The organism is Enterovibrio qingdaonensis (genome assembly GCF_028683135.1).
Taxonomy (GTDB): domain Bacteria; phylum Pseudomonadota; class Gammaproteobacteria; order Enterobacterales; family Vibrionaceae; genus Enterovibrio; species Enterovibrio qingdaonensis.
The window spans coordinates 22,171-48,649 of record NZ_JAJUBB010000008.1; the positions used below are offsets into that span (position 1 = coordinate 22,171).

20 protein-coding genes are annotated in these 26,479 nt (G+C 48.6%); 13 read left to right on the forward strand and 7 right to left on the reverse strand.

From position 1 onward, the window contains the following. Positions 1–58: 58 nt before the first annotated feature. Together gorA and LRP49_RS12380 are read right to left on the reverse strand one after the other, a co-directional pair. Positions 59–1,414 (reverse strand): glutathione-disulfide reductase, encoded by a 1,356-nt coding sequence (gorA, locus tag LRP49_RS12375; RefSeq protein ID WP_274142517.1) that lies wholly within the window; start codon positions 1,412–1,414, stop codon positions 59–61. 138 nt (positions 1,415–1,552) lie between these two features. Then, positions 1,553–2,392: a 23S rRNA (adenine(2030)-N(6))-methyltransferase RlmJ gene (locus LRP49_RS12380; protein ID WP_274142518.1), complete on the reverse strand. Its 840-nt coding sequence runs from the start codon at positions 2,390–2,392 to the stop codon at positions 1,553–1,555. Between the two features lie 182 nt (positions 2,393–2,574). On the opposite strand from LRP49_RS12380, the gene prlC reads away from it, so the two are divergent. Next, positions 2,575–4,617, forward strand: a complete 2,043-nt coding sequence (prlC, locus tag LRP49_RS12385; protein ID WP_274142520.1) for an oligopeptidase A — start codon at positions 2,575–2,577, stop codon at positions 4,615–4,617. A gap of 137 nt (positions 4,618–4,754) precedes the next feature. After that, a complete protein-coding gene (locus LRP49_RS12390; RefSeq protein WP_274142522.1) occupies positions 4,755–5,615 on the forward strand; it encodes a hypothetical protein in 861 nt (286 codons plus the stop codon). Between the two features lie 66 nt (positions 5,616–5,681). Here LRP49_RS12390 and LRP49_RS12395 read toward each other — a convergent pair whose 3' ends face one another. Continuing rightward, entirely contained in the window at positions 5,682–8,885 is a 3,204-nt protein-coding gene (locus tag LRP49_RS12395; protein WP_274142523.1) for a hypothetical protein, read from the reverse strand. Positions 8,886–9,198: 313 nt separating this feature from the next. Between LRP49_RS12395 and traF the strand changes: the two genes are divergently transcribed. After that, positions 9,199–10,353, forward strand: coding sequence for a conjugal transfer protein TraF (gene traF, locus LRP49_RS12400; protein WP_274142524.1), 1,155 nt, complete (start codon positions 9,199–9,201; stop codon positions 10,351–10,353). Between the two features lie 60 nt (positions 10,354–10,413). Here the strand turns inward: traF and gppA are convergent, their stop codons facing one another. Together gppA and rhlB are read right to left on the reverse strand one after the other, a co-directional pair. Further along, positions 10,414–11,898, reverse strand: coding sequence for a guanosine-5'-triphosphate,3'-diphosphate diphosphatase (gppA, locus tag LRP49_RS12405; RefSeq protein ID WP_274142526.1), 1,485 nt, complete (start codon positions 11,896–11,898; stop codon positions 10,414–10,416). Positions 11,899–11,919: 21 nt separating this feature from the next. Then, entirely contained in the window at positions 11,920–13,221 is a 1,302-nt protein-coding gene (gene rhlB, locus LRP49_RS12410) for an ATP-dependent RNA helicase RhlB (RefSeq protein ID WP_274142805.1), read from the reverse strand. 113 nt (positions 13,222–13,334) lie between these two features. Between rhlB and trxA the strand changes: the two genes are divergently transcribed. The 6 genes from trxA (at position 13,335) to fre (ending at position 19,316) form a co-directional block, all read left to right on the forward strand. Beyond that, entirely contained in the window at positions 13,335–13,661 is a 327-nt protein-coding gene (gene trxA / locus LRP49_RS12415) for a thioredoxin TrxA (protein ID WP_078753266.1), read from the forward strand. 185 nt (positions 13,662–13,846) lie between these two features. Next, entirely contained in the window at positions 13,847–15,112 is a 1,266-nt protein-coding gene (rho, locus tag LRP49_RS12420) for a transcription termination factor Rho (protein ID WP_274142529.1), read from the forward strand. Positions 15,113–15,345: 233 nt separating this feature from the next. Further along, positions 15,346–16,344 (forward strand): hypothetical protein, encoded by a 999-nt coding sequence (locus tag LRP49_RS12425; RefSeq protein WP_274142530.1) that lies wholly within the window; start codon positions 15,346–15,348, stop codon positions 16,342–16,344. A gap of 97 nt (positions 16,345–16,441) precedes the next feature. Continuing rightward, positions 16,442–18,325 carry a 4-hydroxy-3-polyprenylbenzoate decarboxylase gene (gene ubiD, locus LRP49_RS12430; protein ID WP_274142532.1) on the forward strand — a complete coding sequence of 628 codons (1,884 nt, stop codon included), beginning with the start codon at positions 16,442–16,444 and terminating at the stop codon, positions 18,323–18,325. Next, on the forward strand, positions 18,326–18,607 hold the full coding sequence (locus LRP49_RS12435; RefSeq protein WP_274142534.1) for a 2Fe-2S iron-sulfur cluster-binding protein: 282 nt from the start codon (positions 18,326–18,328) through the stop codon (positions 18,605–18,607). It abuts the gene before it with no gap. Further along, positions 18,597–19,316 (forward strand): NAD(P)H-flavin reductase, encoded by a 720-nt coding sequence (gene fre / locus LRP49_RS12440; protein WP_274142535.1) that lies wholly within the window; start codon positions 18,597–18,599, stop codon positions 19,314–19,316. The genes LRP49_RS12435 and fre overlap by 11 nt, the downstream gene beginning before the upstream one ends. Positions 19,317–19,382: 66 nt before the next feature. On the opposite strand, the gene LRP49_RS12445 is transcribed toward fre, so the two are convergent. Together LRP49_RS12445 and LRP49_RS12450 are read right to left on the reverse strand one after the other, a co-directional pair. Beyond that, the gene (locus LRP49_RS12445) at positions 19,383–20,261 is read right to left on the reverse strand and encodes a carboxylate/amino acid/amine transporter (RefSeq protein ID WP_274142537.1); all 879 of its coding nucleotides are present in this window, start codon (positions 20,259–20,261) and stop codon (positions 19,383–19,385) included. 104 nt (positions 20,262–20,365) lie between these two features. After that, a complete protein-coding gene (locus LRP49_RS12450) occupies positions 20,366–20,791 on the reverse strand; it encodes a universal stress protein (protein WP_274142538.1) in 426 nt (141 codons plus the stop codon). A 681-nt stretch (positions 20,792–21,472) separates the two neighbouring features. Here LRP49_RS12450 and uspB point away from each other — a divergent pair. From uspB to LRP49_RS12470, 4 genes are all read left to right on the forward strand, one after another. Next, positions 21,473–21,814 carry a universal stress protein UspB gene (uspB, locus tag LRP49_RS12455; protein ID WP_274142539.1) on the forward strand — a complete coding sequence of 114 codons (342 nt, stop codon included), beginning with the start codon at positions 21,473–21,475 and terminating at the stop codon, positions 21,812–21,814. A gap of 135 nt (positions 21,815–21,949) precedes the next feature. Further along, on the forward strand, positions 21,950–23,074 hold the full coding sequence (locus tag LRP49_RS12460; RefSeq protein WP_274142540.1) for a mechanosensitive ion channel family protein: 1,125 nt from the start codon (positions 21,950–21,952) through the stop codon (positions 23,072–23,074). Positions 23,075–23,148: 74 nt separating this feature from the next. Continuing rightward, the gene (locus tag LRP49_RS12465; protein ID WP_274142542.1) at positions 23,149–24,333 is read left to right on the forward strand and encodes a BaiN/RdsA family NAD(P)/FAD-dependent oxidoreductase; all 1,185 of its coding nucleotides are present in this window, start codon (positions 23,149–23,151) and stop codon (positions 24,331–24,333) included. Positions 24,334–24,448: 115 nt separating this feature from the next. Then, on the forward strand, positions 24,449–26,446 hold the full coding sequence (locus tag LRP49_RS12470; RefSeq protein WP_274142543.1) for a methyl-accepting chemotaxis protein: 1,998 nt from the start codon (positions 24,449–24,451) through the stop codon (positions 26,444–26,446). Positions 26,447–26,479 lie beyond the last annotated feature (33 nt).

Sequence of the window (26,479 nt, forward strand, 5' to 3'; positions counted from 1 at the left end):
AAAAATAAAAAGCCCCGCTAACTCGCGCTAACAGGGCTCAAATCTTTGCGAGGGGTGATTAACGCATCGTCACGAACTCTTCCGAGCCCGTTGGGTGGATAGCAACCACACTGTCGAAGTCTGCTTTTGTGGCACCCATCTTCATTGCAACGCCGAAGCCTTGGATCATTTCATCCACGGCAAACCCGATACCGTGCAGACCAACGACGGTTTCTTCTTCTCCCGCGCACACCAGTTTCATCTTACATGGCTGACGGTGTTGGGTAACCGCTGTGTACATCGCGGTGAAGCCAGAGGCGTAGACTTTTACATTCTCGTCGCCGTACTGGGCTTTCGCTTCTTGCTCTGTCAGGCCAATGGTCCCAATAGGTGGGTGGCTAAACACGACAGTAGGGATTAACGTGTAGTCCATTTTGGCGTTAGCTTTACCATTGAACAGACGCTCTGACAGTTGGCGACCCGCTTTAACGGCAACAGGTGTCAGCTCAACACCGCCTTCCATGATGTCACCAACGCAGTAGATACCTGGCACATTGGTATTCTGGTATTCATCCACTTTGATGTAGCCTCGGTCGTTGGTTTCCACACCCGCTGCCGCCAGATTGATTTTATCCGTGGTTGGGTGACGTCCAATCGCCCAGATCAGTAGATCGGTGTTGTGTGTTTGACCGCTTTCAAAGTGCAGCGTCAGCGAGCCATCAGACTCTTTTACCACTTCTTTTGGTACTGAGTGGGTATGCAGTGCTGGGCCTTCTTTTTCCATGACTTCGACAAGGGTGTCGATGATCATTGGGTCGAAGGTGCGAAGCGGTGATTCTTTACGAACAAACAGGTGAGTTTCAGTGCCTAGTGCGTTTAATACACCTGCAATCTCAACGGCGATATAGCCTGCACCCACGACAGCCACACGCTTAGGCTGCGCGTTTAGTTCGAAGAAACCGTTAGAATCGATGCCGTGTTCTGCACCCGGGATGTTTGGAATGGTTGGCGTGCCACCCACTGCGACTAGGATATTGTCCGCGGTGTAGTGCTCACCGTTCACTTCCACGGTTTTGGCATCAACAAACGTACCAAAGCCTTCAATCACTTCAATGTTGTTCTTACCCAGCACGTTTTCATAGGCAGCGTGGATACGGCCGATGTAGGCTTCACGGTTTTCAACCAGCTTTGCCCAGTCAAAGTTATTGATGGTGGTGTCGAAGCCGTAATCAGGGCCATACATTTTGATAGCTTCGGCCACTTGCGCGCCATGCCACATGACCTTTTTCGGCACACAGCCGACGTTGACACAGGTACCGCCAAGATGACGCGCTTCAATCAACGCGACTTTTGCACCGTACATCGCCGCACGGTTTGCTGATGCAATACCGCCGCTGCCGCCACCGATACAAATATAATCAAAATGCTTGGCCATGATTTTCTCCATGTTTTTAATTTTTATTCCCGATATGAGGGATTTCTGACTTTCCCTCATGTTATCAGACCTGTCTACTCAAGCTAGCCGAAGATAATCAAAGTGAAGTGCTCGGTTAGCTGGCAGTGTTACTGTTTCTTATTCTGGAACGATCCACTCGACGACATGGTGACCCGTTTCTGGCGCGATCACCGATTGTAGCCAAGGCAGGATATCTTTCATTTGTTGTTCGAGCTTCCACGGTGGGTTAATGACAATCATGCCGGATGCCGTCATGCCGCGCTCTTCCGTGTCGGGTGCGACCCCCAGTTCGATTTGGAGGATCTTACGGATGCCGAGCTTTTCCAGACCCTTAGTGATGAGGTCGATATTCTTACGATAAACCACAGGATACCAAATCGCATAGGTACCCGTCGCCCAACGTGCGACGCTCTCCTCGATCGCATCGACCACATCTTGATATTCGGTTTTCAGTTCATAAGGTGGATCAATTAAAACCACCCCACGGCGCTCTTTTGGCGGCAAGCTGGCTTTCAGGCGCGCATAACCGTCTTCTTTGTGCATTTTAACTTGGCGGTCACCGCGAAATTCTTGCAGAAGAAGTGGAAAGTCACTCGGGTGGAGCTCAGTAAAAATCGCTCGGTCTTGATCGCGTAAAAGGTTTCTGCCAACACGCGGCGAACCAGGGTAGTAGCGTAACGCCTCACCTTGGTTCAGTGATTTTATGGCTTGGATATAAGGGGCAATGTCTTCGGGAATGTCGTTGCGATCCCAAATCAGGCCGATACCTTCCTTGTACTCGCCAGTTTTCTCTGCGCGCTCATCAGACAGATCGTAGCGACCCGCACCGCTGTGGGTGTCGTGATATACAAATGCTTTATCCTTTTGCTTTAGCGACTCAATGATAAGACTTTGTACGATGTGTTTTACCACATCCGCATGGTTGCCAGCGTGAAAGCTGTGGCGGTAACTGAGCATGGTGAGACCTGCAGAAATACGAATATGAAAGTAGAGGGTATTATCACCTATTGAGAGGAGATCCCCAAGCTACGTGAGCGTTCGTTGCTTCGAGTTGCAATGCGATATTGGTGACTGAGCATTGAAAATGGTCGTAAATGCCGCCATAAATACTAAGACTAAAGATTATCAAGGAACTCATTATGTCCAACCCGCTGCTGTCGTTTAACGATTTGCCTCCTTTTTCTGAAATCAAACCGGAGCACGTTCAGCCTGCGGTTGAGCAGGCGATTGCAGATTGCCGCGCGGCGATTGAAGCTGTCCTAGAGAACAATACCGATCCAAGCTGGGACAGTATCTGTGCGCCGCTAGCTGACAGTGATGACCGCTTGAGCCGCATTTGGTCGCCAATTGGGCACATGAACGCAGTGGTAAACAGTCAGGCGTTGCGTGATGCGTATGAAGCGTGTCTGCCGATGCTGTCTGATTACTCAACCTGGGTTGGTCAGCACAAGCCTTTGTATGACGCCTATAAAGCAATTAAAGCGCGTGATGATTTCGATTCACTGACACTGGCGCAGCAAAAGACCATCACAGACTCGCTGCGTGACTTTGAGTTGTCTGGGATTGGTTTGCCGCCAAAAGATCAGCATCGCTTTGGTGAAATCAGTAAGCGTTTGTCTGAGCTTTCTTCGACATTCTCAAACAACGTGCTGGATGCCACCATGGGGTGGACCAAGCAGGTCAATGATGTCGCGGATTTGTCGGGTATGCCGGAGTCAGCTTTGGCCGCAGCACAAGCGCAGGCTGAAGCGAAAGAGCTGGAAGGCTACCTGCTGACATTGGATATTCCTTCTTACCTGCCTGTGATGACTTACTGTGAGAATCGCGAACTTCGCCGTGAAATGTACGAAGCGTACACAACTCGTGCTTCGGATCGCGGCCCAAATGCAGGCAAGTGGGACAACACGGACCTGATTAATGAAACCCTGCTGCTGAAAAACGAAATTTCGCGCCTGCTGGGTTTTGCTACCTACAGCGAATTATCACTGGCCACCAAGATGGCAGCGTCTACCGATCAGGTGATGACCTTCCTGAACGAGCTCGCGGAAAAGGCGCGTCCACAAGGTGAAAGAGAGTTTGCCTTGCTCAAGCAGTTCGCGAAAGAGAACTTCAACGCTGATGATCTTGAACCTTGGGATGTGGGTTATTACGCCGAGAAACTTAAGCAGCACCAATTCAGTATTTCAGATGAAGAGCTGCGTCCTTACTTCCCAGAATCGCGTGCGGTATCTGGCCTATTTGAAGTACTAAAACGTGTGTTTGGTATGGACGTAAAACGTCGCGAAGGTGTGGATGTTTGGCATGAGTCAGTGTCTTTCTACGATATCTTCGATGCAAATGGCGAACTTCGAGGCAGCTTCTATCTTGACCTGTATGCGCGTGAACACAAACGTGGTGGCGCATGGATGGATGAGTGCCGCGTTCGTCGTGTGACCGAATCTGGAGAGGTTCAAACGCCCGTTGCGTACCTGACGTGTAACTTCAACAAGCCAATTGGTGGCAAGCCTGCGCTATTTACCCATGACGAAGTTGTCACCTTGTTCCATGAATTTGGTCACGGTATCCACCACATGCTGACCAAAGTGGACATCTCGTCCGTGTCTGGCATCAATGGCGTGCCGTGGGATGCCGTTGAGCTGCCAAGCCAATTCTTGGAAAACTGGTGTTGGCAGGAAGAGGCACTGGCGTTTATCTCGGGTCATTACGAGACGGGCGAGCCGCTGCCAAAAGACATGTTGGATAAGATGCTGGCGGCGAAAAACTACAATTCCGCGATGGGCATCTTGCGACAGCTCGAATTCGGTCTTTTCGATTTCACCCTGTTCACGCGCTTTGACCCAGAAGAAGGCGCGAAAGTGCTGGAAACTTTGGCGGATGTGAAAAGCCGTGTAGCGGTGGTTCCATCTCCAGAGTGGAATCGCTTCCCGCATTCATTCAGCCATATCTTTGCGGGTGGCTACAGTGCGGGTTATTACAGCTACTTGTGGGCAGAAGTGTTGTCATCTGACGCATTCAGCCGCTTTGAAGAAGAGGGTATCTTCAACACGGAAACTGGCAAGTCGTTCCTTGAGAATATTCTTGAGCGTGGTGGCAGTGAAGAGCCAATGGAGCTGTTCAAACGCTTCCGAGGTCGTGAGCCATCACCGGATGCATTGCTACGTCACAGCGGCATTGGTGTTTAATTCACCACTCAATAAAAAAAGCACGCGAATGGCGTGCTTTTTTTATGCTTTATAGAATAAAGAACTGCACCAGAATGTATAATGCCCGGCTTTTTATTTTCTTATATATTTCAATAAAATAGTTGGGTTTTGCAACAATGAATAAAGCGGTATTAGCGTCGGCAGTAGCGTTAGCAGTGACTGGCTTTGCTTCAACATCTGCAATGGCAGGTGAGAAAGAAGCGAAAGGTGGGTATTCGTATTTTCGTGGTGGCTTTGAACACGTTACTTACGATGAAAAATACCCAGGTATTTCATCATCAGTTACTGTCGTTAGCCCAGTGGTTAACACCGGCGGTCTTTACTACGTGAATGAGATGTTTGATTTCTCGTTGGAAGCCCTTGCGACCTTCTCGCCAGGCAGTGCAGAAGAAAACTGGTATGACTCAAAAGGTCTGTCACAAACCAATAAATATCAGTACATCCGAGCATCAACCAATGCGCTGCTGCACTACAAAATGACGCCAGAATGGCGTTTGGTTGCAGGCCCAGCATTCAGTTATCAAACCCACAAACGTTTCGGTAAAGAAAGCTACCGTGAGTTGCCAGAAGGCCAACACGAGTTCTTCACCAATACGTGGGAAGAAACGTCTACTGATATCTTCCTCGATATGGGCGTGATGTACGATACGGGTACATTGCATAACGAAAGCCCATGGCACTACAAGTTCAGCGCCATCGTTGGTGTGCCAGTGTGGAGTTACACAACCAATACCGCAGCGGGCCTAGAAGACCAAACCTTCTATGAAATGGGTTATCGCGGTGCGTTGGAAGCCGCGGTGGCATACCGCGTTTACCCAGGTGTGAGCATTGGTGGCTTTGTGACGGCAACGTACGAAAACCGTATGGAAAGTGATGGTGTGATCGTGACTGTCGATGACAAGCGTTACCACGCCGTTGTACCGGAAGGCGACACCATTCACTACAGCGCAGGTGTGCAGCTTCTTTGGAGCTTCTAAAGGTAAGCATTTAGAAAAAAGAAAGGCGACCGATTGGTCGCCTTTTGTGTGCTTGAACGTGTGAATTTATTTCAGACGAACCCACTCAGACTCATGATAGTCTTTGTGACGCCACATTTTGTTAGGGTTAGTGATTGGATCCCACTCCCATTTCGCTTGAGCTTGTCCATTATCGTCGACAAAGCTGTTACTCTGATTCAACTGTTCGAATGAGCACGTATGAGGGGCTGTATCACGACAAGGAAGATCGCTGTTTTCCGGTGTATATGGATATAGTGTTGCTTCACCGGCTACGTTATCCTTGTACTCGACAATAGACACACCGTTTTGTTGGTAAGTGAACTCAGCGTAATCCCATTTTTCAGAACCTGCAGTGATAAAGGTTTCCTTCCATACCGAACCGACGAAACTGATTTCTGAGCTCACTACTGCTTCTACCGCAGCTTGCGCTTCTGCCAGCGAGTAGAAGATTTTCTGATCCCAAATTTCAGCTCCAGGAGCTACATCTTTACCAAACATCACATCGGCACTGTTTGCCCAAATGGTGAATGACTCATCAGAGTTGTATTGTTCGCCCTCATTGAAGAACTGGTAAGCGTGGTTGCCGTTGCTCGCAACGTATTGGGTAATTAACTGGCTGTCACCAAATGGTTGCCAAGCACCCCAAACGCCGTTTTCGTATGACATGCTGCGCTCAAGGAACGTGTAAGTGCCATTCGCTTCGGTACGGTAGATGTTGCTTACAGATGTGCCATCAACGAAGTAGATTCCAATACCGTCGATTTGTAGATCGTGTGCTGGCGCGATGGTGTAGTCACGGTCGATAAAGGTGTTGATAATGAATTCTTCATCGCCAATATTTTCTGCCTCTGATGCATGCACTGTCAGTGTTTGACCTGCTTTGAAATCAATCGCAAACGGTGTGGCATTTGTATAGATAGGCAGGTGAATCGAGCACTTGTCACTCGATTGGAATGCTTCGAATCCTTGGCTGTTAGTATTGAAGAAAAGCGCATTGCCGTTCAGTGCATCACCAGTTACACGGAACCCCTTGTAGCGAGAAGTCGCCGTTGGCAAGTAGTTACCGTTATCACCTTGAGCAAGTCCTAAGTCGGTACATTTCACGTTAATGAAATTTAGGCTAACACCTAAGTACTGATTGGCATCTTGTTGGTGTAAGTCAGCCGTCAGACTAATTGCTGTGTCCTGATCCAGTACCCATGCAGAGCCTTTCGCATCATTCCAGTAATTGTTTGCAGACGCTTGGCCTTTAAACAGCGTGGAACCGCTTTCGAAGGTGTTGGTCTTCATGCTCACGTTGTCATTCGACTCACGCGTTAACGAAGTTTTTTGCTCAAGTTCAAATGCGGTTACGCGTGGCTGGCGGGCATCGTTTTCATGTTGAGTCAGGGTGCGTGTGAAGGTCAGGTTACCTTCACCTGGTAGTGACCAAATCAGGTGGCCATCTGAATTGACTTCCCATGTACCATCTTGCTTGGTGACGTCTGACTCTTGTGGACATTGTTCGCCTTCAGCAAACAAAACGGTGCCTGAGTTCGGGTCGCTGCTCTCTACAAATTGAAACGCCATACAGTTGGCGAAGTTGTAGTAAGAGTTACCGCCTTCGTTTTGCTTGCTCTCGCCATTCCAGCGGTACCAAGTTTTGTGTGAACCTACAAGAATGTCTTTGATTTCGCTTGGCGTAACAGACGTTACTTTTGGAACAATAATTTCTGCGGTGTCACTCAAGCCGCCGAGATCTTCTACGCCTAGTGTCAGTACAGAAGGCTCTTGTGCCATTGCTGGGGTACCAGTGATAGTCAACTCACTAGTATTACGTAGGACGATTTCAAGACCACTAACTGAGTAGGCTGTCGACAAATGATCGATGTCGTTTTCGCCATTTCTATCGAAGATGAGTCCTGCAATGTTGAACGACTGATTTACAGGTACGCCTACCTCTAATTTCAGAGCGTCGAATTGCGTCTGAAGTGCCGACAGTTTAGATGGTGAAAATTCAGGTGCGTAGTTGAAGTTTTCTACTACAAAGTCAACGGTAGTTGCTGACGCAACGAATGAAGGCAGCGCATCACCTTTGCTGTTCAGGTCGTTAGACGCAAGCTGAATGTTGTGAGTGCCCGCGGCAACATCTTTAGATGTATCTACGCGTGATACAGTCAGTACGCCTTCGATCAAGCTAACGGCGATGTTTTTCTCTGCCAAGGCTTTAGTGTTTGCGATGATAACGGTGTTTTGCTTACCCAGAGCGGTTGCATCGCTGTCGTTTACCAAAGACTGCACGTCAATATTCTGAACTGATTGATCCAGCCATTTGTCAGCATCACCGTAGAATGCGCCGTGCTTAGCCAGTTCGGTAGTCAGAGCTTCAATATTTGCTTTGTTGAACGTTACTGCGAAGTTGGTGACGAGAGCGGGTGGCTCTGTTGGCTCTTCAACAACAGGCACGTACGGCTTGTAGGTTTCGTCTTCCAGATCTTCTGGAGCCATTTCTGCAGTTGCTTCAACGGTTGCTTCAACTACTTGGTCAAGTTGTGCATCAAACGCTGCGTCAGACGATGCGTTCGCTTTGGTTTCCGTCAGGATTTGCGCAGTTTTGTGGATTTTTGCTGCCAGCTCTTTGCTTGCATCATCACCACTTTCTTTAGCAACGATGTAGTCACTGTAGAGAACGTCTTGAGTCAGTTCACCGTCGGTGTTCAGGCCGCCAAGAGAGGCGATAACGGCTTTCTCTGCGTCTTCTTTTGAAAGACCGACAGTGGTGTCAGTTGATTGCATCTTAGACACAACCAAGTCGGTGATCGGGCTTGCGATTTCAGAGCCAGCTGGTGCACGTAGGGTTACGGCCTTCATCGCTTGACCTGGCAAGTCCATATCTTCAGTAATCACTTCTGAATCAGGATCTAGAGATTGGATAGTTGCGATCAGACGCGCTGAGGTTTCAAGGCGCTTTTCATCGTCGAGGCTGATTTTTGCGTCGATATGGCCTTTTTCATCGGTCCGTAGAGCGTGACCGTCAGTGTCTTTGATCACTTCTCCCGCTTCACAAATGCCGTTGCTGTTGTCATCCGCACAAAGAAGCGCATTTTTTAAGTAGCCGTCCATTGCAGTGATGATGACACCACCTTGCTGAACAACGCCACCGCCACCACCCGGAGTGCCACCTTCGTCACCGCCGCCACATGCAGACAAGGTTAATGCAGAAGAAATCGCTACAGCGAGAACTGTATGCTTAGAGCTTAACTTTCTCATTTTCATATTTATAAAATGTTTTAAAGACCAAAAAGACAGCGGATTATGCTTATAAAGCAATTTGCTGTAAATGCACATTTATACAGATATTTGCGCTCAGTCTTGTTTTTGATTATTCGCAATAAATGGTGATGTTGATTCAAGAATTCTTTATATTTGTGCAGGCTATATCGACTTTTGTGTGCTTTTTAAGCGGGAAGGAAAGCAGAATTCTTACTGATGCCATCCGGAAGTGCATCAAAAAGTATACAGGTTCAAATTTGAACATTAAGAATAAAGCACTACTAATTTCATGTTCTCAGAATAAGATAAAATGAAAAAGAAACTTATATCTCTCGCGGTGGCATTGGCGACCATTTCTACACAGGCTGCGGCATTTGGTGCGTCAGATGCGCGTTCAGCGGCGATGGGTGGCACGGGAGTGGCATCTGCGTCATACCTAATGGCACCATTTCATAACCCAGCTCAAGCGGTTAACTACGGTGGTAGTGACGACTTTGGTCTGTTGCTGTCGCTAAGTCTTGGCGCGCATGATGGTGATGATCTGTACAATAAAATCGATCACTTTCAGAGCATCGATGAAGAGTTGGAATACAACCCAAATGATGTAAAGCTTCAAACTGAGTGGAAGTCAGCACTGAAAGCGCTGGATAACGGCACGCTAAATGTAGACTCGACAATTGGTTTAGCTGCTGCGATTCCTAACCAGTATTTGAGCATCAATGTGTTTGCACAAGCCAGTGTAGCAACCATTGCGATGACGAATGTGGATGAGCGTGACTTGGTAGGCACGCCAGACATGGACTCCATGCAGTCGACAGTACAGGGTGTGATCGGCGGTACGGTCGATGCAGGTGTCGTATTAGCACGCTCGTTCGAGTTGCCGTTCGAAGGCCAGCGTTTGTCTGTCGGTGTGACCCCGAAAGCGCAGCATATTGTGACGGTGAACTACAAAGATACGGTTTCTGGCTTTGAAGATAGCGAGTTTGATTTGGGCTCTGAGTACCAAAAGAAAACGGTATTCAATGCGGACTTGGGTCTGAGCTACTTACCAACTGACTCTATTACTTTGGGCTTTGCTGCGAAAAACCTATTTGAGCAAGAATTAGAAACCAACACTAGCATGGGTTCTAAAGCCACCTTTATCGTAGAGCCTAAGTACACAGTGGGTATGGCGTACAGCAACAGCTTCTTGACCGTTGCAGCGGACTACGACATTTCCACGACCCGTTACTTCCGCGAAATTGCGCACGAAACCCAGTACGCGCGTGTCGGTGTTGAATTGAATGCGTGGGATTGGGTGCAGCTTCGTGCGGGTTACAGCGCGAGTATGACTGACTACGCTGATGACACCATTACAGCGGGCTTTGGTCTCAAACCGTTTGGTGCATTTGGCTTTGACCTTAGTGCTTATTACAGCGAGGACAACCAATACGGTTTGTCTGCACAGTTTATTTTGACGCTGTAATACCGAGTGAAGAAAAAAGCACGCCTTGGCGTGCTTTTTTGTCTTTAACCGAATGCATGCTTAGGCAATGACGGTCAGTGGCCAGTAGTTATCACTCTGACGCTGCTCTTCGAGTGTCAGTTCGTTGGTCATCAAGGCGTTGTTTTTCAACCAGCCATTTTCCAAACTCAACGTTAGCACATCATCTTTTGCTTTCAACTGGAATGTCGGAGTCGCCGCTTTTTCACGACGATGGCAAAGGATCACGGCTAATCGCAACAAACGCAATAAGCGGTTGGCACTTGTCGACGACAAGGCATTTTGACCATTGATCGGTACCAATTGTTCGCGATAGTGACGCACAAGTTCTGCCAACAACTGTTTTTGCGCCAGCGTAAAGCCAGGTAAATCTAAATGGTTGAGTAAATACGCGGCGTGTTCACCATCGCGTTTAAAGCCCAAGGTCATACCGATTTCATGAAAAGCTGCAGCGGCCGTGAGAAGCGTCTGCGCCACAGGCTCTTTTACCCAGCCTTCACCGCATTGAGCAAGCAAAGACAGTGCAGTTTGTGCCACATTGTCAGCATGTGTTGTGTCGAGTTGAAAACGGGACTGTATGCTTTGAATGGTACGCTGACGAATATCTTGCTGCTGCATTGTATCCATCATGCCATACACCAAGCCCTCACGCAGGGCACCGCCAGCCAAGGTCATGGATTCAATGTCCAGCTCTTCAAAGATAGCGATGAGGATAGACAGACCACTTGGGAATACTAGTGCGCGTTCAAGCGTCAGGCCATCAATGTCGAGCTCTTCCACTTGCCCAAAGCCAATGGCTTGTTTGCGAAGACGGTGCAGCTTTGCCAAGGTAATGGTTTCATCCATCCCTTGGGTGACCATGATTTCCTGCAGAGCTTGAACCGTACCGCTGGCTCCGACACAGATTTCCCAGCCGAGCTCTTTATACTGCTGAACCATCGGCTCGAGCACGTCTTTGGCTCCATCGATCGCACGTTGGAAGCTCGCTTCCGTCAATGAGCGGTCTTTGAAGTGTTTTTCGAGCCAGGTGACACAGCCCATATCGAGGCTGGTGAGTGCCGCAGCCTCAAACCCTTTACCGATAATGATTTCAGTGCTTGCCCCACCAATATCGACGACCAAGCGTTTACCTCTACCACCGGATGTATGCGCTACGCCTTGATAAATGGTGCAGGCTTCTTGTTCACCGGTAATCACGGTGATTGGGTGGCCTAAAATCTGATTGGCTTTTGCGATAAATACATCGGCGTTTTTTGCACTGCGAAGTGCGGCAGTTGCGACGATGCGGATATTGTTGGGAGGAATGTCTTGGAGCCTTTCTGCAAAAAGAGACAGGCAGTCCCAGCCACGCTGCATGGCTTCATGAGACAAAATAAGGTTATCGTCCAAGCCCGAGGCGAGACGAACTTTGCGTTTAATCTTTGCCAGCGTTTGCACGCTGCCTTGAACTTCTCTAACGACCAACATGTGGAAGCTGTTTGAGCCAAGATCAATGGCAGCGAACAGGGGCGAACGCGCGTTATCCATGCTTGGTTACCCCTGATTATATTACGCTTTTGGTGTCGAAGGACGACGGCGACCACGGCCACGTGGTTGAGAGCCTGACGTTTTCCCTGTCGTGTTACGACGACTGTTTACCTGACGAGGGCGCTGAACCTTGATCGGTGCAGGCAGGTCAGTCATCAGTGCATCTTGGTTGTACTCTGACACTGGGATCGCGTGGTCAATATATTCTTCGATCGCAGGTAAGTTAACCGCATATTCTTCACAGGCGAAACTGATAGAAGAACCGCTTGCACCCGCGCGGCCAGTACGGCCAATGCGGTGAACATAGTCTTCGCAATCGTCAGGCAGATCGTAGTTGAATACGTGTGTCACCTGAGGAATATGTAGGCCACGGGCTGCAACGTCAGTTGCCACTAGAACATCGACGTTACCTTTGGTGAATTCTTCCAGAATCTTCACGCGCTTCTTCTGAGGCACGTCACCCGTTAGCAGACCAGCACGAATGTCATCGGCAGCTAAATGGCCCCAAATCTCTTCACAGCGGTGTTTGGTGTTTGCGAAAACAATCGCGCGCTCAGGCCATTCTTCTTCAATCAAGGTTTGAAGCAGTTGCATCTTGTCGGTGTTCGATGGGTAGAACAGCTCTTCTTTGATGCGGTGACCGGTTTTTTGCTCTGGCTCGACAACCACATGCTCTGGGTTGGTCATGTGTTCGAATGCCAACTCTTGAACGCGGTAAGACAGCGTGGCAGAGAACAGCATGTTTAGACGCTCTGAAGGAGCAGGCATGCGACGGAACAAGAAGCGGATGTCTTTGATAAAGCCCAAATCGAACATACGGTCGGCTTCATCAAGCACAACGGCCTGAATCGAGCGTAGGTCAATTACACGCTGCTTGTAGAAGTCGATAATACGGCCACAGGTACCGATAAGAATATCAACACCGTTATCTAGCACTTCTTTTTGCTTGTCGTATGCTTCACCGCCGTAAGCAAGGCCTGCGGTCAGTGAGGTTGAGGCCAGCAACGGTGCTGCGTCATTGTAGATCTGGATCGCAAGTTCGCGTGTTGGTGCCATAATGATGGCACGCGGACAGTTTTTCTTGCGATCAGCAGGTGCTTCCGTTGTCAGCAGGTGATGGAAAGTCGCAGTCAGGAATGCCAGTGTTTTACCGGTACCCGTTTGGGCCTGTCCTGCAATGTCTTGGCCGGTGAGCAGGACCGGCAATGCCAAGGCTTGGATAGGGGTGCAATTATGAAACCCTTTTTCTTCCAAACCCTTGATAACATCGGCGTGAAGTCCGAAGTCGGCAAATTTCTGCTCTGTGAGATGCGTCATTTTCATCTGCATAGAATATCAGCTTAGGCTTGCAATACGATAGTGAATACATTCAAATAGTGCGATGATTTGCTGGTTGGTATATCACCAGTGACAAAAAATAATCATTGGAGTGAAAGATGAGCGACAAGATTTTGCAGCTGACCGACGCCAGCTTCGACGCAGATGTAATTAATGCCGCAGGCCCAGTACTGGTAGATTTCTGGGCTGAATGGTGTGGTCCATGTAAAATGATCGCCCCGATTCTTGACGAAATCGCTGAAGAATACGAAGGCAAAGTCACAATCGGTAAATTGAATATCGACCAAAACGCAGGTACACCACCTAAATTTGGTATTCGCGGTATTCCAACACTGCTTCTTTTTAAGGACGGCGGTGTAGCAGCAACGAAGGTTGGTGCTCTGTCTAAGACTCAACTGAAAGAGTTCCTAGACGCAAATCTGTAATGTGATCCATAAGCCGTGTACTACCCTGACACGGCTTATTTGTCCCTACCAACTAGACACACTCCCGATCTGGTGCTAATTTATTGCACGTAAATTGTTCATCTGTTCATTTCTTGATCACATCCGTGATTACTAAACCCTAACTAAATCAGATCTCAACTTTGACTGACAAGACACCTACCACTATGAATCTTACCGAACTGAAGAATCAGGCCGTTTCCGAGCTGGTCGCTTTGGGCGAAAGCATGGGCCTTGAAAACCTTGCCCGCCTCCGTAAACAAGACATTATTTTCGCAATCCTTAAGCAACACGCGAAAAGTGGCGAAGACATCTTTGGTAACGGTGTGCTGGAAATTCTTCAGGACGGTTTTGGCTTCCTGCGTAGCGCAGACAGTTCTTACCTTGCCGGCCCAGACGATATCTATGTATCACCAAGCCAGATCCGCCGCTTTAACCTGCGTACGGGTGACACCATTTCAGGCAAAATTCGTCCACCAAAAGACGGTGAGCGTTACTTCGCACTGCTGAAAGTGAATGAAGTTAACCACGACAAGCCTGACAATGCGCGCAACAAGATCCTGTTTGAAAACCTGACTCCACTGCACGCGAATGAGCGTATGGTAATGGAGCGTGGTAACGGCTCTACAGAAGACATTACTGCTCGTGTCCTTGATTTGGCATCGCCAATCGGTAAAGGTCAGCGTGGTCTGATTGTGGCTCCGCCAAAAGCGGGTAAAACCATGCTGCTGCAAAACATTGCACAGAGCATTGCATACAACCACCCTGAGTGTGAGTTGATGGTACTTCTGATTGACGAACGTCCAGAAGAAGTGACCGAGATGCAACGTCTGGTTAAGGGCGAAGTGATTGCATCTACGTTCGATGAGCCAGCAAGCCGTCACGTTCAGGTTGCCGAAATGGTGATTGAGAAGGCGAAGCGTCTGGTTGAGCACAAGAAAGACGTGGTTATCCTGCTGGATTCCATTACGCGTCTGGCACGTGCTTACAACACCGTTGTCCCTAGCTCAGGTAAAGTCCTGACGGGTGGTGTTGATGCGAACGCACTGCATCGTCCTAAGCGTTTCTTTGGTGCTGCACGTAACGTTGAAGAGGGCGGAAGCCTGACTATCATCGCGACAGCACTGGTTGATACTGGTTCGAAGATGGATGAAGTTATTTACGAAGAATTTAAAGGTACAGGTAACATGGAACTGCACCTTTCTCGTAAGATTGCTGAGAAGCGTGTCTTCCCTGCAATTGACTTCACTCGCTCTGGTACCCGTCGTGAAGAGCTGCTGACTAAAGCAGACGAGCTACAGAAAATGTGGATCCTACGTAAGATTGTTCACCCTATGGGCGAAATCGAAGGTATGGAATTCCTCATTGATAAGTTGGCAATGACCAAAACCAACGATGAATTCTTCGAAGCGATGCGTCGTCAAAAATCGTAACGACGCACTTCGCGAGACAAAAAAGCACCGTCATGACGGTGCTTTTTTCATATTTATAGAAATAAGAAAAACATGTGTTGTGTCGTTTTCAGCGATATCTGGCTCACCGACAGGGCTAGCTGCAACATCTGCTAACGATTCTGTGAGTTGCTAAAGGGACACGCGAGCCGCAAACTTATGGCTTACCGCAACACGTTTGGCTCAATCGGATGAGCTGACTTAGGATTTCTAGGATGAAACGGTTTCTGGTTTTATTTTTGTTGTTTGGCCTTGGTGCATATAGTGGCGCGTTACGTGCCATTACACTCACCCCAAACGACGTTGCTGCACACATGGCGGAGCCAAGTCATGTGGCCGTTGTGTTGCATGCGAGGCAGCTCTTCGAAAGCAACCAGTTAGATGCGCTCAACACCTACCTTGCCACTCAACCAGAGCTTCTTCGAGAGGAAGTCCTGACGATTCTTGCGCGCAGAGCATTCGATTTTTCGCGAATGACAGCCGAGCGCGAAGCGTTTTTGGAGACCATCAGTGAGCAGCAGCCTAAGTATATGGTGAGAAGCCAAGGAGACGGATTCTGGGCGACTATGCCTGCGTTTAATTATGCAGGGGAAGCCAAGTGGGTATTGAACCATTGGCAAATACACCAGTTGCAAGCCGAGGCTCTTCAGTTGCTCGCAGCTGATCAGTTGTCTTTAGCCAGTTGGCTTGAGTTCTCCTCGCCAGATTATCCGCTGCATCGCCAGGCCATCATTGACGCGATTCCAACAATGCTCCCCGCTGCGCTTAACAAGCTTGAAGCTGTTTACTTGAATGACAAGAACATGGTCTGGGTGCCGGATAATGCTATTTTGGCAACACTTGGCGAGCACACGAAAAGTGCTGCTCTCTACGAGCTTTTATGGCTTCGACGAACGGATGGGTACAGTCTCAAGGCGTTGCAAAATCTAGGCGTATCCCCCGTGACGCCTGATGCGATTACGCAAATGATGGCGGCGACAATAAACCCAGTACTGACGGATACCGCAAATCGACAGTTAGCCGAGATCCACCCCATGCCAGAAAATGTGAAAGCGTTTATGGTGAAGCAACTGGCCAATCGCAATTACGGCAAAGACGTGGCTACGATGCTGGCACAGCAAGGGCACAAAACGTGGCTCACCGAGATGTTGCAAACCACATCAGGGGTAACGCAGCGAAATATTGAAAAAGGACTCGAGACGCTAACCCAGTAAGCGTGATAGCCTCATTGTATTGAGGCTTTCGTGCGCCTTTGCACCTATCCCGTTGTTTGGGTGAACCATTCAGCTGATAACTCTGCCCAGGAAGGTTATGAAATTTACTGATCTACGTGTATTCCTCGACCATTTGGAAGCCATTGGCGAACTAAAACGCATCTCGCATCCGGTCGATCCCGACCAAGAAATCACTGAAATCGCTGACCGCGTTCTGCGGGCTGGCGGGCCTGCCTTGTTGTTTGAAAATCCTGTCGGGTATGACATGCCTGTGCTAGCGAACTTGTTTGGCACGCCAAAACGTGTGGCAATTGGCATGGGACGTAGCGACGTCAAAGAATTACGTGAAGTTGGAAAGTTATTGGCTTACCTCAAAGAGCCAGAGCCACCGAAAGGCTTCAAAGATGCCTTGGAAAAGTTGCCAGTTTTTCGGCAAGTACTGAATATGCCGCCTAAAAGGCTGCGAAAAGCGGCTTGTCAGGAGATTGTCTGGCAGGGTGCCGAGGTGGATTTAGATAAAATTCCTGTGATGAGCTGCTGGCCCGGAGATGTGGCACCGCTGCTAACATGGGGATTGACTATCACCAAAGGGCCAACAAAAAAACGCCAAAACTTAGGTATCTATCGCCAACAGAAGATAGGCAAAAATAAAGTCATTATGCGTTGGCTTGCCCATCGCGGTGGCGCATTAGATTTGCGTGATTGGATGGAAACCCATCCTGGAGAGCCGTTTCCAGTGAGTGTCGCATTCGGTGCTGACCCTGCCACCATTTTAGGTGCAGTGACGCCCGTACCCGATACCTTGTCTGAATATGCGTTCGCGGGCTTGTTGCGTGGCAGTAAAACCGAAGTGGTGAAAAGTCTGAGCAACGATTTGGACGTGCCTGCCAGCGCAGAAATTGTGATGGAAGGCTATATCGACCCGAATGAGTATGCCGATGAGGGCCCATATGGCGACCATACCGGTTACTACAACGAGGTTGAACGCCATCATGTGTTTACCGTTACGCATGTGACTATGCATCAAAAGCCGATTTACCATAGTACCTACACTGGCCGTCCGCCGGATGAACCTGCGGTACTTGGCGTTGCTTTGAACGAAGTTTTTGTGCCGATTCTGCAAAAGCAATTCCCCGAAATCGAAGACTTTTATCTTCCGCCGGAAGGCTGCTCGTATCGCATGGCCGTGGTCACGTTGAAGAAGCAATACCCCGGGCATGCAAAGCGCGTAATGATGGGCGTATGGTCTTTTTTGAGACAATTTATGTACACCAAGTATGTGGTGGTGTGTGATCACGACGTGAATGCCCGTGATTGGCAAAGCGTGATGCAGGCAATGACCACCCATATGGATCCGAAACGCGATACCTTGTTCATTGAGCACACGCCAATTGATTCGTTGGACTTTGCGTCACCCGTTGCTGGGCTTGGCTCTAAGATGGGTCTTGATGCCACCAGAAAGTGGGAGGCGGAGAATGTGGGTTATGCGTTTCCAACGCCTCGCGTTGCGGAGTCTGAAGCCTTGAACGCTTGCGTGAGTGCGTTAAAGCAGGCTCACCCTGAGTTAGTGGACATTCACTTGCCGGCAGAAGCGAATGCTAACAGTATGGTATTGGCCAGTATTCGCAAGCAAGCGGCAGGCGATGGTCTTCGTATTATCAGAGCAATAGAGGACGCATTTAAACAACACGTAGACCTGAAGTTTGTCATGGTGTTTGATGAAGATGATGTGAACTTGCGCGATTGGAACGACGTAATTTGGGCGATGACCACCCGAATGGATCCCGCTCGTGATACCCTTATGAGCAGCAGTAAAGCAGATGAGCAAGAATCGCCTGTCTTAACTGTGGGGTCTAGAATGGGATTAGATGCCACCAATAAGTGGCCGGGTGAAGCAACACGCGAGTGGGGCACGCCCATTACCAAAGATCCCGCTATCGTCGCCAAAGTCGACGAAATGTGGAACAAACTGGGTTTATAAATGATGTATCGGGTACATCTAATGCCATCTGGCATAGCGTTTGATGTGTCAGCGCACCAAACCGTTTTACAGGGTGCGTTGGCGGCAGATGTCCCTTTTCCTAACCGATGTCAGATCGGAGCATGTGCGTCCTGTTTATGCAGGTTAATTGAAGGTGATGTACGTTATCACTTAGAGCCAATGCTTACAGAGCAAGAAAAAGAACAAGGCTGGATATTTGCCTGTCAGGCGATCCCATGCAGCGATCTGGTGGTTAGTTTTGAGGAAAGCGATGACTATTAATTGTGAAGTCTTGTCAGTGTCATCACTGACTAACAACACCTACCGAATTTTATTGAAGCCTGAGCAGCCAGTTGAGTACAAGGCGGGTCAGTATTTGTTGGCCGTCATGGGCGAAAAAGACAAACGCCCGTTCTCGATTGCCAGCAGCCCGTGTCGACAAAACGGCCATGAGCTTGAACTACACATTGGTGCGGCAGATGAAAACGCGTATGCATCAGAAGTGGTGAAAGCGGCACAGGCAACGCAAGAGAAAGGGGATAACTCTTTCTCGATTGAGGCACCGCATGGCACCGCATGGCTGCGTGATGAGCGTCAGCGTCCGCTGGTGTTGATTGCAGGTGGTACCGGGTTCTCTTATGTTCGCAGTATGCTGGACCATTGTTTGAGCCAAGGGTTTGATCAGCCAATCTTCCTGTATTGGGGTGGCCGCGATCTAAGCCAGTTGTATGCCAATGAAGAAATGGAAGCACTGGCACTGAAAAATAGCCAACTGACCTACATTCCGGTTGTTGAAAATACGCCAGAAGGTTGGAGTGGCAAAGTGGGCAACGTGCTAGAAGCGGTGATGGAAGATTTCGTGTCTCTGTCGGCTTATGACATCTACATTGCTGGTCGCTTCGAAATGGCGGGTGCAGCACGTGAGATGTTCTGTAACGAGCGTGGCGCAGAGCGCGACCACCTGTTTGCAGACGCTTATGCGTTTTTGTAACACGCTCTGACGATAAACAAAAACACCGCCCGCAGGCGGTGTTTTTTTATCTATGCAATTAGGCAATCAGACGTTTGCTGTTTGTGCCTCGATTTTCTTTTTTACCCAGGTTTCGTTGACCCAAAGTGAGGCCAAAATCACCGCACCGCCAATAGCGAGCGTGACCAGATCGGCGTTACGGTTCCAGATAAGTACGTTCACGACAATCCCCGCGGGCACCAGTACATTATTCATTACCGCAAGCGCACCTGCATTCACCAATGTCGCGCCTTTGTTCCAAAGGAAGTAGCCCACACCGGACGCGATGGTGCCTAAGTAGATCAAGATGCCCCATTGCAGGTTGGTGGTTGGCAGCTTGTCAGGGTTGCCCAACAAGAGAAAGGCAGGAAGTGCGACACATAAGGCACCGAGGTAAAACAAGCCGAAAATCGTGTGCTGAGGTATCGACTTATCCGCTTTTTCCATCACCACCTTGTAGCTGACTTGTCCGATTGCAAAGCATAGGTTTGCGCCCTGAACAATTAAAAAGCCCAGCATAAAGTTTGGGTTTACCGACGCAAACTTGATCACGACAGCACCGAGCACGGCAAGGGCCGCGGTCATAAGATACCAAGGCGAAAAACGGCGATGCATTAAGTCATAAGTCAGGGTGACATATACGGGCGTGAACACAGTAAATAGCAGGACTTCAGGAACGGAAAGATACAGGAAAGATTGGTAGTAAAAGCAGTACATCAATCCGAGCTGAATACCGCCGATGGCCATGAGTTTCGCCATCAATGGTCGCGGGATGCCTTTTAAACGCAGAAACGGTAAGAAAACGATGCCAGCTAATGCAACGCGGGTGACAACAGAAAACCAGGAATCGACCTGCCCAGCAAGGTAAACACCGATCAAGCTGAACGAGAATGCCCAAAGAAAGGTGACGAACGAAAGATAGCCCATCTTGAATCTCTAAAAAACACAAAATTGCCGCCAAGTTTACTGCATTTGGCGGCAACGTGTCGCTATCGTCTCTCTGGACGGAGGAGCTTACAAAAATCCTGCGATCAGCTTGGCAGGGGAACCATCAGCATATCAACAGGGGTTTTGTTGATAAGTTGCTTAGCGGAAGAAATCAGCGTGCTCCAAAAATCTTGATGATGTCCGCATATCACTAGATCGATACCAAAATGACCAATGGACTCGGTGATTTCGTCGGCAAGATCGCCACTAGCAACCAAAGTATGAGTGACTGGGATATTGCTTAATTTAGCCAGTTTGTTCAGCTGTCCCTGTGCTTCTTCGACGATTTGGTTTCTCGTCTCGACCATATTGATATCGATAAGGCCTGTGTAGAGTTGCGCATAGTTCACATCAATATGAATAAGAGAGAGCTTTGCCCCTAAAGGACCAGCTAACGCGGCCCCTTTTTGAATCAGTTTTTCACTGTCCGCAGACAAATCGACCGCGACAAGTATGTGTTTATAGCCCATGACCAAACTCCCTAAATTGCTCGGAATGGATTAGACAAAGATACCGAGAAAGATTTACAAAAAGTAGCATTGTCTTTGTATTAAGACTGTCGAGCAGATCTCACTGCTGACGTGCACTTCGAGAACCTGATTTTGGGGTTAAATATTGCAGCCAATAATGTTAATGTAATGTAGCGGCCGAGCCTAGTGGATTGATAAGAAAGGGAAGATCTTCTGGGTGGAATTCGCATAGAACGAGAAATGAACAGACAGATTGACTTGGCACTTTCTTCATCATTTCTATACTTAACGTATAGCACTTCTCAATTGGCAACCTTTCTTGCCATCGGAAGGGAGTGACAATGCTTTTGCTGTCAGTGCACTTTTTTACTCTGGGCGGCGTATGCAATTCATTACTGAGAAAGTTGGTGAATTGGCACACATTTTCTTTGCAGTTGCGGAGTAAGCTAGTGGAGAGCCCTCGTTGTTAAGTGCACAAGCTAAGAAGATAAAACGTCTTAGGGGCATCGAGATATACGGTAATTGGTTAGGGTGATGGAAGCACCCTGTTATTGAGAGATAAAGGTTTGGTGATTTAACGCCAAAGCGGCATCAACTTCTGTAATGGACGGCCCAGAAAGAGATGACACTAACGTTCACTCATCGCTGGGTTCCCCATCGGTAACTATGGGAGAAGAGACCATGAGCGGAGACGCATTAATAATTGCGATATTTTTTGTCATGCTGGTGAATATCATGCGCTATATGAGTTCACTGAGAGCATTGCTTTGTATGATGCGGGAGGCGAACCCTCTTCTGTACCAGCAGGTCAATCGCGGCAGTAACAATTTCTTTTCACCGCAAGGTGATATCAGTCGGCAAAAACGTTTGTTTCATTACATACGTAGCCAAGAGTACATGCATCATCACGATGAAGCCTTTATTGCGAAATGTAATAAGGTCCGCCACCTTTTCATTCTTTCAATCGCCTTGGTCATTGCCTTGGTGGTATCCCTCTTTTTTGTGGCATTTGCAGGACTCTAATTCCGTGTGATGGAAGCGTCACCTTACAGTGACAGACTTTGTAGACAATCCTATTTTTCATAAACGCTGGCTTTGGTCAGCGTTTTTTTTGTTACTCTCGACCCAGAAAAACAAAATCAAAATTAAGGGGAGTACGTGGACAAGTTTCTCGCTTGGTGGCATAGCAGTTCACCGGATCTGAATTGGAACTGGATTGAGCATATTGGCTTATTGCTTGGTGCTGCGGCCGTCGCTTGGGTGGTGTGGCGGGTTGTCATTACAAAGCTACTCAATGTTGCCCAGACAACAAGAACGGAGTGGGACACCATTCTGCTGACCGCCGTGAGTTCACCAATCAGTGTTTTGATCTGGTTATGGCCCTCAAGTTACGCAATCGACAGCTTGGTGGAGGCTGTGACTAAAGTTACGACTGACTGGTTTGTCGTGTCTCGTCGCGTATTGGTATTTGCGGTCGCACTGTGGGCGATGCTTCGTTTAGTCAATGGCATTGAAGCCTACCTGATGAAGTCAGATAAACGCGATCAAACCACGGTTGCAGCGATGGGACACATTATGCGCCTAATGTTGGCGGTCATAGGTGTGCTGACCGCGCTGCAAGAATTTGGTATTAGCCTGACAGGTTTGCTTACCTTTGGTGGCGTAGGTGGTTTGATTGTTGGTCTGGCGGCCAAAGATTTGCTTTCAAACTTCTTCGGCGGCTTGATGATTTATTTTGACCGCCCGTTCAAAGTGGGTGATTGGATAAGCTCGCCAGACAGAAACATTGAAGGCACCGTAGAGCGTATCGGCATGCGCATGACCATGATCCGTACCTTCGAAAGTCGGCCGCTTTATGTACCGAACTCAGTGTTTAGTAGCATCGTCGTACAAAACCCATCGCGGATGCAGCACCGCCGTATAAACGAGACGATAGGGCTTCGTTATAAAGATGCGGACAAGATAGCGGGTATTGTCGCCGATGTGAAAACCATGCTGGAGAAACACCCAGATATTGAACACAGTGCGACGCTGATGGTTAACTTCGATGCCTTTGCGGGTTCGTCGCTTAACTTTTTCATTTATACCTTCACCAAAACCGTGAATTGGTCGAGGTACCACGATGTAAAGCAGGACGTGATGTTGAAAATTGTCGATATCGTGCATGCACACGGTGCGGATTTTGCCTTCCCAACCCGCACTATTGCGTTTGAACGTGATGATGCGATTGAGGCTGCGATCCCCATGAATGCAGAAGCGGAATTTTCACAGAATAAAAACTAAACAGGTTTCATGCTGGTTCAAAACCCGTCGGGCGGCTACAATGCCGCCCGTTTTCGATGTCGTGAGTTAGAAAGATGAAGCAAGTTGACGTAGTGATCATTGGTGCAGGTGCAGCAGGCCTGATGTGCGCAGCCCAAGCGGGCAAGCGCGGTCGTTCTGTGCTGGTGGTCGACAATGGTAAAAAGCCGGGACGTAAAATTCTGATCTCTGGTGGTGGCCGTTGCAACTTCACTAACTACGACGTGACGGCGGCGAACTACGTTTGTCGTAATCCGCATTTTGCCAAATCTGCACTGGCGCAATACAGCCAATGGGATTTCTTTTCCATGGTCAATGAGTACGGCATTGCATGGGAAGAGCGTGAGCATGGGCAACTATTCTGCATCGATTCGGCGAAAGATATCGTCGACATGCTGCTAAAAGAGTGCGATCTGCCGAACGTTGAGCAGCGTTACCGCTGTGATGTTCACGACATTGAAAAAACGGATGATGGTTTTACGTTAAAACTGGATACCGACACGGTGGCGTGTCAATCGCTGGTGGTCGCGACTGGCGGTCTTTCGATGCCAAAACTGGGTGCGACACCGTTTGGTTATCAAGTTGCCGAGCAGTTTGGTCTTGCCCGAATCCCAACGACGGCGGGTCTGGTACCTTTTACTTTGCACGACAAAGACAAGGCAGCGTTTGCGGATTTATCAGGCATTGCATTCCCAGTGACCATTACCACTGAAAGCGGCGTGTTGTTTAAAGAAAATTTACTGTTTACCCACCGTGGCTTGTCAGGGCCAGTGGTACTGCAAATCAGCTCTTACTGGAAGCCGGGCCAGAAAGTTTCGGTGAATTTGTTGCCGGATTTGGATGTCGTCGAGACGCTGAACGCGATGCGCGATAAACATCCGCTACAAAGCGTTAAAAACAGCTTGGCGCGTCTGCTGCCGAAACGCTTGGTAGAAGCCATGATAGAACGTGGCGATATGCAGGACAAACCGCTCAAGCAACTGAACCCGAAAGACATTCAGGCAATGGCGGATTACCTGCATAGCTGGAACATCGCACCGAATGGCACCGAAGGCTATCGCACGGCGGAAGTAACCTTGGGTGGCGTGGACACCGATGAGCTGTCTTCGAAAACCATGGAAGCTAAGAATGTGCCGGGTCTGTTTTTTGTCGGTGAAGTCATGGATGTATCTGGTTGGCTTGGCGGTTATAACTTCCAGTGGGCGTGGAGCTCAGGCTGGGTTGCGGGACAGAACGCTTAAGACTCAGTTTTTAAGTTGATCTTATACCGGACAGAACACGCATAATTGGCCTTAAAACACACACTTTTATTGTGGTCGTCTAACATTTAAGACGAAGAATAATAGAGGTGATGTGATGATAGATTTCTTAAGAAAAACAAAAATAAGCCACAAGTTACTCGTGTTGGCTGGCTTGCCACTTATTGTCATCACGGTGCTTGGTTGGGGAGAGGTCGCGAGCAGTCGTGATGCAGTAACGAATAGCTTACGCACTGAGGAGACCACCATCGCGTATGGTCTCCTTGATGCGATCGCACATAACTTTGCTATTGAGCGTGGCCTTACCGCCGGATTTTTGGGGTCAGGTGGCAATGCTGATATTAAAAAGAAGCTTGATGTTCAGCGTCTAAATGCAGATCAGGCCCAGAGGACATTGACCAGTTTTCAACCGCAATACATCGACCCTGAGCTTTGGAAGAAGGCGTTACGGGAGATAAAGGTTTCGCTGGTAAAAAAGGCCTCAATACGAGGCCAGGTCGACAGCCTTAGCCCTAAAGACTCTCCGTTTGATTTCTATTCGACGTTAAATCAACACGCACTCCTTGCTGCTTCTGCCATCGTGTCACAATCATCAAACCCCGAAGTCACTGAATCTCTGAATGCGTTGCTAGCGATCATCACAATGAAAGAGAAAGCGGGCCAATCTCGTGGTGCGTTAAATGGTGTCTTTGCGAGAGGAAGTACCACTCTGGATGTTTACACGAGGGTTCAGAGTTACATCGATGGGTTCAATTTTGCCAGTTTTGCAGCAGAAACATCGTTAAAGGGTGACAAGCTCTTTGCGTTTCGCGCTCTGGGTAAGGCACCGGTTTGGGCTGACGTGAATGCGGTTGAGCAGGACTTCCTCAGACAAAAAAATACACTTAACAAGGTTTCAGGCCCGAGTGCGCAAGAATGGTTTCCACTGGCGACCAAGCGCATCGCTGATCTTAACCAATATAAAAATGCGTACCTCAGTGAGTTGCAAATGAACATGCAGCAACAAGCTGAAACGGTAGCCCGAAATAGTACGTTACTGCTGTTGGGGTTGGGCGTGGTCGTGATATTTGTGGTGGTATCTTCTACGTTGACGATTTATTCCATTCGCAATCGTGTGTCGGATTTTGGCCATCGGCTTGATGCCATGGTGTCGAGCAAGGATATGTCACGACGATTAAATCGTGGCGCATCAGATGAAATTGGAGAGATTGAGCAGCATGTTGATTCGTTTGTCAGCAGCTTAAAAGGCATATTGGTTGAGGCAAGTACACTCGCCACTGAAGCGGATAAGTCGATTGAATACCTTACGACTATCGCGGGGAATGATTTAGCGTCCGCTAAGCAAACATCGGCACGTTGTGAAACCTTGGCTGCCGCCATGACCCAAATGTCACAAAGCAGTGCAGAAGTTGCGTCTTACGCACAAGAGGTCGAAGGGGCGACATCCACTGCGCGGGATGTAACTTCTCAAGCTGTTATCTCGGGAGAAAGCTCTGCAAAAACCATGGACTCTCTGATTTCGAGCATCGATATCACGTTCACTAAGATGGAAGAACTTCAAAGTCAGACAGCAAATGTAAAAGAGATCCTCGACAATATCACCAGTATCTCAGAGCAGACCAACCTATTAGCATTGAACGCCGCCATTGAAGCTGCAAGGGCTGGCGAAATGGGAAGAGGCTTTGCGGTGGTTGCTGATGAGGTAAGAAACCTTGCGCAACGTAGTAAGCAATCTACACAAGAGATTGGAAATATGTTGGATGAGATACGCATCAATACCGAAAGCTCATTCAGCAATATGGGAAAAAGTCGGGATGTCAGTTATGAGTCGCAGCAATCGGTTCAAACTGCCAAAGGGTCGTTAGCAATCTTGGGCGGCAATATCAATAGCATGGCAGATCAGAACGTGCTGATTGCTGAATCTGCGCGACAGCAGGCTCAGACGGTGTCGAGTGTATCAATGGAGCTGGAGGCGTTGGTTTTGATCTCCAACGAGTCAACCCGCGGCTCTCAAGAGATTGAAGAAAAACTCCTCTACCTTCGCGAAAGGATGAGTAAATTGCATACGAATGTCACGCAATTTAAAACGGTGTGATCACGGCTATGTAAGTAAAAACGCTCCTTCGGG